Source organism: Candidatus Cloacimonadota bacterium (assembly GCA_020532085.1).
Taxonomy (GTDB): domain Bacteria; phylum Cloacimonadota; class Cloacimonadia; order Cloacimonadales; family Cloacimonadaceae; genus Syntrophosphaera.
In genome coordinates this window covers 1-8,501 of record JAJBAV010000058.1, presented here as the reverse complement: position 1 = coordinate 8,501, position 8,501 = coordinate 1, and the positions used below count along the sequence as shown (strand labels likewise).

Here is an 8,501-nt window from a genome sequence, read left to right as displayed (position 1 = left end):
ACTTTGAGGACAAATGGCCAAATGGCTCCGGAAATCACAAATCGGTGGACAAAATAATGCCATACTCTCTTGTTATAGGGACTACTGCAATTCCTGACACTCACTTTTTTGGGGGGATGCCTTAAAAAACGCCACCAAGAGACTTGATGATGTTTTCAGCCCGGTACAAGCCCGGAGGGCGACAGAATCTCAGTAGTGATGAAGTGGATAAGAACTGCGACTGCTCATGCGAAAAGGTCGCGGTTTATAGGTGGCATCATAAGGAGCCAGAGAAAAACGCAAATCAGATCACGGAAACCTCAAATAAAGTTGACGAAAATGGCAAGCGTGAAAACAATGCCATCAGAACATTGACCATAATGAGAGTGTGAGTTCAAAGGCAGAACAAATGTCCTCAACCAACCTGAGAACAAGCGCTTGGGAGACAGTATAAACAGCTTGCAAAAAGCAATCGAGGCAAAGGCATGAAATTGAGATATCAGATATTGGCGGCGCTACTGCTGCTTGGGGTTGGCGGGGCGCACTGTCTCGTGTTTGAGTTGCCGTATTCCGCCACCCATGCGAGTATAGTCGATTTTGACCTGGATGGCGACAAGGATGTGATCCTGGGATGTCCCGTTACAGGCATTGATACGATTCTTGTTTTCTATAATGACGGAAGCTGTAACTTCACCAGGGTGGACTATCCGGTTTATGATTTAATGAAACAGATCAGTTTCGTGGATCTGTCCGGAGATGATCATCCGGAACTGATAACCCAGGGCCGCATCAATGACATCCCCAGAGCATTATACTATGCCAATGTGAACGGTGTCATCACGGACGACTATACGATCATCCACAGCTTCACCCATTTTCCCTACGAATACATTTCCCTGATCGATGCCGATAACGACAATGATATGGACGCGGTATTCTGTAAACGCAATCAGCCCTCCGATGGCGGAAGTTTCGGTATTTGCAGGAATAACGGACAAGGCGTGTTTACCGACACTTATGTTACCACCACCGACAGACGGATCTCGACCTATGCGGTGGGACATATGGATGGAGACAATTGGTGTGAAGTGATTCTCTGCACTACCACAGGCGTGTATCAGTATCATAAAGTGCAGAATCAGTATCAGGAGACTTTGATAGATGATTCTCAGTGGAGCTCTTACTACAATTTTTGTTTTATTGAGGACTTCAACAATGACGGCTTCAATGACATTCTGCTTCATATGTACACAGGCATAGCAGGTTTTTCGGCACCGTATAAGATCAAACTGAACAATGGAGACGGAACATATACTGATTCTGATGAATATTCTTTTCCTGATGCTGCGTGTATTGTTCACATATCCGATTTCAATGGCGATGTTTTTCCTGACCTGGTTTATACAATGGTCATACCTGAAGATCCGTGGTGGAACAACCTGTATTTGGTTTATAATCAACATGATAGTACTTTCAGTGAGCCCCAAATCATGGAATTCGGTATATGGGATTCATCTATTGTAAGCAGTTCAGATCTTGATGGTAATAATACCTTGGATTTGGTGTATGCTGGTTATCACGTGGGAACAAGCACCAGAATGAGCATCCTGTTCAATGACGGCAATGGCAACTTCCTGGATGAGCCCGCTTCAGAAAATGAGGACTTTGCTTCAGTGCCAGGCCGGGTTATCGATGTTTTCCCCAATCCTTGCCAAAACCATGTTTGCTTCAAAACTGGGAAGACTGACTCAGCCCAAGTAAGCATCAAGATTTACAATCTCAAGGGGCAATTGATCAACACGCTGTCTGTCCCGGCTAGAGATCAGGTGGTTTGGGATCTGAAGGACAGACATGGAAAAAGGGTGGAATCCGGCCTGTACCTATACCGGGTTTATGAGTCGGGAAGGCATACAGGCACAAACAAACTGATCGTTATCAGATAGTCTCTTCAGTTGCGGCTATTTGACCCGCACTCTCAGGTACAGGCATTTGGCCACATGACAGTTTGTCAATAGCCTACGCCCCACGGGCTCTTCTTCCCCGGTGTTATCTACCGAAAAAATACCGCCCAGCGTTGCTTTCGGGGCGGCATGTCTTTTCGTGTAGCGCTTAGGTGATGATCACTTCACCGTTCTGATGATCCAGTTTCATCTGCTGTCCGGCTTGTCCGCTCAGCACGGCCCTGGCCATGGCATCCTCCAGGTCTTTCTGGATCAGGAGTTTGAGGGGCCGGGCACCGAACTGGGGATCGTAGCCGGCGCTGGCGATGTGGTCCACCAGGGCCTCCGTCCAGCTTAGTTCAATGCCTTTTTCCCGCACCCGGTCTGCCAACTGGCCCAGCTGGATCTTCACGATCTCGCGGATGTTGGCCTGGCTGAGGCGGTGGAAGATGATGATGTCGTCCAGGCGGTTCAGGAATTCCGGCCGGAAATACTGCTTGAGGGTGCCCAGCAGCCGGGGCCGGAGGGCTTCGAGGTCGCTGGCTTCATAGATCTCCTGCGAGCCGATGTTCGAGGTCATGATGATCACGCTGTGGCGGAAATCCACGGTGCGGCCCTTGCCGTCGGTGAGCCGGCCGTCGTCGAGGATCTGCAGCAGGATGTTGAACACGTCCGGATGCGCTTTTTCGATCTCATCAAAGAGGATCACGCTGTAGGGACGGCGCCGCACGCCTTCGGTGAGGTAGCCGCCTTCGTCGTAACCCACATAGCCGGGGGGAGCGCCGATGAGCCGGGCCACCGAGTGTTTCTCCATGAATTCGCTCATGTCCAGGCGCAGCATGGCTTTTTCGGTGTCGAAGAGGTAGGCGGCGAGGGTCTTGGCCAGTTCCGTTTTGCCCACTCCGGTAGGGCCCAGAAAGATGAAGGAGCCGATGGGCCGGTTGCTGTCGCTGAGGCCGCTGCGGGAACGGCGGATGGCGTTGGCCAGGGCGGTGATCCCTTCCCTTTGGCCGATCACCCGCCGGGCCAGTATCTCCTCCAGCCCCAGCAACTTGCTCATCTCGCTCTGCACCAGTTTGGACACCGGGATGTTGGTCCATTTGGAAACCACTTCCGCGATCAGTTCCTCGTCCACCTTTTCCTTGACCAGCGGATCAACGGCTTCGGTTTGAGCATGGCTTTGGGTGAGTTCAGCCAGTTCTTTTTCCTTTTCCTTGATGCTGCCGTAACGCAGTTTGGAAACTGTTTCCAGGTCACCTTCGCGCTCAGCCTTGTCGGCCTGGCTCTTGAGGGAGTCGATCTCAGCCCGCAGTTCACGGCTGCGTTCAAAGCCTTTCTTCTCATTCTCCCAGCGCAGGCGCAGGGCTTTCTGCCCCTCTCCCAGTTGCGCGATCTCAGCCGCCACTTTTTCCAGCCGCTGTTTGGACAGCGCGTCCTCCTCCTTGGCCAACGAGAGGCGCTCGATCTCCAGCTGGCGCAGCTTGCGTTCGATCTCGTCCAGTTCGCTGGGCAGGCTGTCTATCTCCATGCGCAGTTTGGCGCAGGCCTCGTCGATGAGGTCGATGGCCTTGTCCGGCAAAAAACGGTCAGCGATGTAGCGGTCGCTCATCACGGCGGCGGAAACCAGCGCTGTGTCGGTGATCTGAACGCCGTGGTGCACCTCATATTTCTCGCGGATGCCGCGCAGGATGGAGATGGTGTCCTCCACGCTGGGTTCCTGCACCAGCACAGGCTGGAAGCGGCGTTCGAGGGCGGGGTCCTTCTCGATGTGCTTGCGGTATTCAGAGATGGTGGTGGCGCCGATGCAGTGCAGCGAACCCCGTGCCAAAGCGGGTTTGAGCATGTTCGAGGCGTCCACCGCGCCCTCGGCGGCCCCGGCCCCCACCACGGTGTGGATCTCGTCGATGAAAAGGATGATCTGGCCGTCGGATTTTTCCACCTCGGCCAGCACTGCTTTGAGGCGTTCCTCAAACTCGCCGCGGAACTTCGCCCCGGCCAGCAGCGCCGCCATGTCCAGTTCCAAAATTTCCTTGTCCTTCAGGTTTTCCGGCACGTCACGAGCCACCACGCGGCGGGCCAGGCCTTCCACGATGGCGGTTTTGCCCACCCCCGGCTCGCCGATCAGAATGGGGTTGTTCTTGCGGCGGCGGGAAAGGATCTGCACGCTGCGGCGGATCTCATCGTCGCGCCCGATCACTGGGTCCAGCTTTTCCTGCCGGGCCAGGCGGGTGAGGTTGCGAGCGTATTTTTCCAGGGCCTGGAATTTGGCTTCGGGGTTCTGGTCCGTCACCCGCTGATTGCCCCTAAGTTCTTTCAGGGCAAGCAATAACTTGTCCGGGCTGGCCCCCGCGGCCTTGAGCAGTTGGCCGGCCTCTATGCCCTTGGCCAGCAGCGCCAGCAGCAGATGCTCCAGGCTGATGTAATCGTCCTGCAGCCGGTCGGCATCGCGCTCCGCCTGGTGCAGAACCTCCAGAACTTCCTGGGAAAGATAGACCTGGGAGCCGCTCACCCGGGGGAGTTGCTTCAGGGCATTTTCCACCTCGCCGGTTAGCGATGAGACGTTCACCTCCAGCTTCTGCAGCGCCGGCAGCACCAGTGAATCGCCCTGCCGCAGCAGCGCGGCCAGCAAATGCAGGTCCCGGATCTCCTGATGTCCGTATTCTTCGGCCAGGGCCTGCATCGCCTGCAGGGCCTCCTGGCTCTTGAGCGTAAATTTTTGTGCGTTCATGGCACCTCCTTTCAAGGACAAAATAGCCGGGGCCAAAGAGATGTCAAGAAGTTTATTAGCAGTCTATATGATAGATTGCTAATTTCTAAGAAGTGTTTGGGGGAGAATGTGTTAAAACAAGCTCTGTTTCAAATCAAGTGGGTAACTGAGGCAACCCGTTTTGAACCATGCCAACTGATCTTGGGTTGCCAAATCCATGCGTTGACTCTGCTCAGCCGCAGAAACATAACCCGGACATACAACCCTGCCTTGCGCGGGGTGGCTGATCTTCTGGATTCCCCATATTTTTGTCCAAATCCGTTCTGAAAAAACGGCCTTTGTCAGCAGCCTGAACCCTGCCTTGCGCGGGGTGCAGGACTATAGGCGGGGTGTTTCAACCCCTGTACAAGTACCCGGGCAAATCCCTGAAAAACCCCTCGCCAGAGGGGTGCAGGACTTAGGTTCGTGATTCATCGCGGATCAGAGATGCGTTGCTAAATCCCCGATCATTATGGCGAAGCGATTAATCGCTCCGCAAATTCCTTCACCTGCAGGTTTTCATCCTTTTGCCTGGTCACCACTGCCACGGGGGTTGAAACACCCCGCCTATAGTGCTGCACCCCTCTGGCGAGGGGTTTCTCCTGTCATTTACCCACTCAGTTTGAAAGAGAGCCTTATAAACAAATCGAGAAAGCCTGGGTACGCGCCGTAAGCCCGCTGGGCGACAGAACATAGCGAGGGGGTTGCGTTCCCACCCCCACGGCTTCGCTGCGCTTTTCCGCGGGGACCCGGGCCTCTTCACTCCCTCGCTATTTTCTGTCACCTCCGGGCTTTGCCAAGTGACCTGAGCGCGTGGAAAACAAGTTCCTCCGGAACTTCGCAAACGGGGACGTTTGCGCCTCCTGATGTAAGGGGATCTTAGTTCAGCAGCACTTTGGCGCCGAGGCTCTGTCCGCCGCTGTGCACCCGGATCAGATACACTCCGGGAGTGGCTTTCAGGCCCCTCTCATCCTTGCCGTTCCAGGATATTTCCGAAGTGCCGGCAGGCAGCATGAGGCTCCAGGAGCGCAGCTTCCGGCCTTTGACGTCATGCACGGAAACGCTGGCCTGGCGGGCGTCCTTGCTTAGTACCGCCAGCGTGGTCGATTCCGCGAAGGGATTGGGCCAAACCCGGTCCAAACTCAGTTCCGCGGCCGGCGCGGCGGTATCATCTTGCGCCGGGGATCCGCCCCAGATCCGGCTCACGAATTCCGGATGGTCCACATAGGGGTTGCGGTTGGTCTGAAAGCCCTGGATGGCGCTGTTGCGGGCGATCTCAGCCGCGTCGGGCGGATCGGTTAAATGCCACTGCACCAGGTCCGGGATCATGTTCACATTCTGCTGAGTGAGACTGTCGTAATAGCGAGTGTTGAAGTAGAGCAGGGCGCGGGCGATGTTGCCCTTGCTCTCGTCGGCCGGCTCGAACACCGTGTAGCCGTTGGAGCTTTGGCCCCGAAAGCTTTGCCAGGGGGTGTAAGTGTAATAAACGTTGGCGGAGGCGTGATTGGCCACCGTGAAGAGCGGATAGTTGCCCCGCGAGCTGTTCACCTGCATGGTGGAGGGGAAAAGATGGTGCAGGTCGGCCTTTTTGCGGCTGGACTCATCTGAACTGAACCAGCTTTGGGCGTAGGTGTGCTCGGTGTTGGGATCGCTGGAGCCGGTGTAGTTGTAGCCCACGTAGTGTTCCTCGCCGGTGTAGATGCAGGTCACATAGCCGTTGTGGTTGTCCAATTGCTGAAAGAGGAAGACCTTGGCGCCGTCGTAGCTGCTGTTGGTATTGGTGGAGATCAGGGAATGCAGCGCGGTGTAGAGCGGCTGACCGCTGAGGTCGATCACCGCGTCGTAGTAGTTGCCCTGGGCGCAGGCGAGGGTGGCGGCCAGCAACAGAAGCAGGGTAAAGGTTATTTTTTTCATGGATTTTTGTCTCCGGAAGCGACGTCCCCAAAGAGCAGCCGCTCCACGCATTCAATGATGATGTGCAGGATCAGGGTGTGCAGTTCCTGGATCCTGTCGCTGTGTTCGCCGGGCACGATGATCTGCAGTTCGCAGGTCCCGGCTAGCTGGCCTCCGTCCTTGCCCAGCAGGGCGATGGTGTGGCAGCCCAGTTCCCGCGCGGTGGCCAGGCCGCGGATCACATTGGGCGAATTGCCGCTGGTGGAAAGGCCCAGCACCACGTCCCCCGCTGCGGCGTAGGCTTCCACGCCCCGGGCGAAGACCTGCTCGAAGCCGTAGTCGTTGCCCACACAGGTGAGGTGGCTGGGATCGGATAAAGCTATGGCGGGCAGAGCTTTGCGGTCCCGACGAAAGCGGCCCGTGAGCTCTTCCGCGAAGTGCATCGCGTCGCACATCGAACCGCCGTTGCCGAAGGCGATCACCTTGCCGCCCCGGGCAAATCCCTGCGCGATCAGCCGGGCCGCGTTTTCGATGGCGGCGAAATTCCCTGCTTCGGCCAGAAAGGCCTTCAGGTTGCGGCCCGCCGCGGTGCAGGAAGCTTGGATGAGTTCGCGCATGCCTAGAGGTTTTCCCTGATCTTGACCTTGGTCTTCAGCTCGTTTTCCTCGATCTCCTCCAGCTCCTTGAGGATGGAGTTGATCAGGCGAACGCGTTCCTTATAGGGTATGAAGGCACTCTTGAAGCCGTTCAGGATCACGTTTTTGATGGTGGGGTAATCCAGCTTCAGTTCGTTGATGGCCAGCAAATATTCATCGGTGACGGTGGTGTTGGAAATGGTGCGGTTGTCCGTGTTGATGGTCACGCGGAGGCCGTAATCGATATAGAAATCGATGGGGTGGCTGCGGATGTTGGGCACCGCCTTGGTGTGGAAATTGCTCTTGATGCAGATCTCCAGAGGGATGCGGTGGTCGTTCACGTAGTTCAGCAGATCGCCGTCCTCCACCAACCGGGTGCCGTGCCCGATGCGGTGCGCGCCGCAATAGTGCAGCGCCTGGTGGATGCTGTCGGGACCGTAGGCCTCGCCCGCGTGGATGGTGATGTTGAGGTTGTTTTTCAGCGAGAGGTCGAAGGCTTCCTTGTGGTCCTTGGCGGGATTGTTGTATTCGCCGCCGGCCAGGTCGAAACCGATCACACCCTTGTTTTTAAAGGCCACGGCCAGTTCCGCCAGTTTCACCGAGGTGGTGGGGTCCATGTTGCGCATGCCGCAGATGATCACGGCCGTTTTAATGCCAAAATCGCGCTCGCCCTGTTTGAGCCCGTCGATCACGGCCTGCGAGATCTCGGTGAGTTTGAGGCCCCTGTCCGTGTGCAGGATGGGGGAATAGCGCACTTCCATGTAACGCACGTTCTCTTTGGCGGCGTCCTCGGCCAGTTCGTAGGCCGCGCGGCGCAGGCCTTCCTTGTTTTGCAGCACCAGGTTCACGATCCCGAAGCCGCGCAGATAGTCTTCCAGGCTCACGGTGTGGTCGCCGCAAACGATCAGGCCGCGCAACTCGTCCGGGTCCAGGGTGGGCAGCTTGATCTTGAACTGCTTGGCCAGGTCGATGATCGTGTCGATGCGCACACTGCCGTCCAGGTGCACGTGCAGGTCGGTTTTGGGGAGTTTTTGGATGAACTCCCGGGTCATTTTGATATCCATATCCTTATCCTTTGGTTAGCAGACCATTATGAAAGATACAGCCTGCCTGTCAACCAAAAAAACTCTCGGACGCGTCTTTCCCCTCCCAAATCGGCAAATTCCCTGCCCGGCTCCCAATATCAATACGGTATCAATACGGTATCAATACGGTATCAATACGGTATCAATACGGTATCAATACGGTATCAATACGGTATCAATACGGTATCAATACGGTATCAATACGGTATCAATACGGAATCAA

General features: G+C 55.8%; 5 protein-coding genes. 1 reads left to right on the top strand and 4 read right to left on the bottom strand.

The features are described from left to right. The first annotated feature begins 464 nt into the window (after positions 1-464). A complete protein-coding gene (locus LHW45_10505) occupies positions 465-1,922 on the top strand; it encodes an FG-GAP-like repeat-containing protein (protein MCB5286001.1) in 1,458 nt (485 codons plus the stop codon). A 166-nt stretch (positions 1,923-2,088) separates the two neighbouring features. Here the strand turns inward: LHW45_10505 and clpB are convergent, their stop codons facing one another. From clpB to add, 4 genes are all read right to left on the bottom strand, one after another. After that, positions 2,089-4,647: an ATP-dependent chaperone ClpB gene (clpB, locus tag LHW45_10500; protein ID MCB5286000.1), complete on the bottom strand. Its 2,559-nt coding sequence runs from the start codon at positions 4,645-4,647 to the stop codon at positions 2,089-2,091. Positions 4,648-5,544: 897 nt separating this feature from the next. Next, complete coding sequence (locus tag LHW45_10495) at positions 5,545-6,579, bottom strand: endonuclease (protein MCB5285999.1); 1,035 nt, start codon at positions 6,577-6,579, stop codon at positions 5,545-5,547. Beyond that, a complete protein-coding gene (gene gmhA, locus LHW45_10490) occupies positions 6,576-7,175 on the bottom strand; it encodes a D-sedoheptulose 7-phosphate isomerase (protein ID MCB5285998.1) in 600 nt (199 codons plus the stop codon). The genes LHW45_10495 and gmhA overlap by 4 nt, the downstream gene beginning before the upstream one ends. Positions 7,176-7,177: 2 nt before the next feature. Beyond that, complete coding sequence (add, locus tag LHW45_10485) at positions 7,178-8,257, bottom strand: adenosine deaminase (protein MCB5285997.1); 1,080 nt, start codon at positions 8,255-8,257, stop codon at positions 7,178-7,180. Between the last annotated feature and the right edge of the window lie 244 nt (positions 8,258-8,501).

Coding starts and splice junctions, on each gene's coding strand:
- LHW45_10505 (MCB5286001.1), top strand. CDS start 465: ATGAAATTGAGATATCAGATATTGGCGGCGCTACTGCTGCTTGGGGTT.
- clpB (MCB5286000.1), bottom strand. CDS start 4,647: ATGAACGCACAAAAATTTACGCTCAAGAGCCAGGAGGCCCTGCAGGCG.
- add (MCB5285997.1), bottom strand. CDS start 8,257: ATGGATATCAAAATGACCCGGGAGTTCATCCAAAAACTCCCCAAAACC.
- LHW45_10495 (MCB5285999.1), bottom strand. CDS start 6,579: ATGAAAAAAATAACCTTTACCCTGCTTCTGTTGCTGGCCGCCACCCTC.
- gmhA (MCB5285998.1), bottom strand. CDS start 7,175: ATGCGCGAACTCATCCAAGCTTCCTGCACCGCGGCGGGCCGCAACCTG.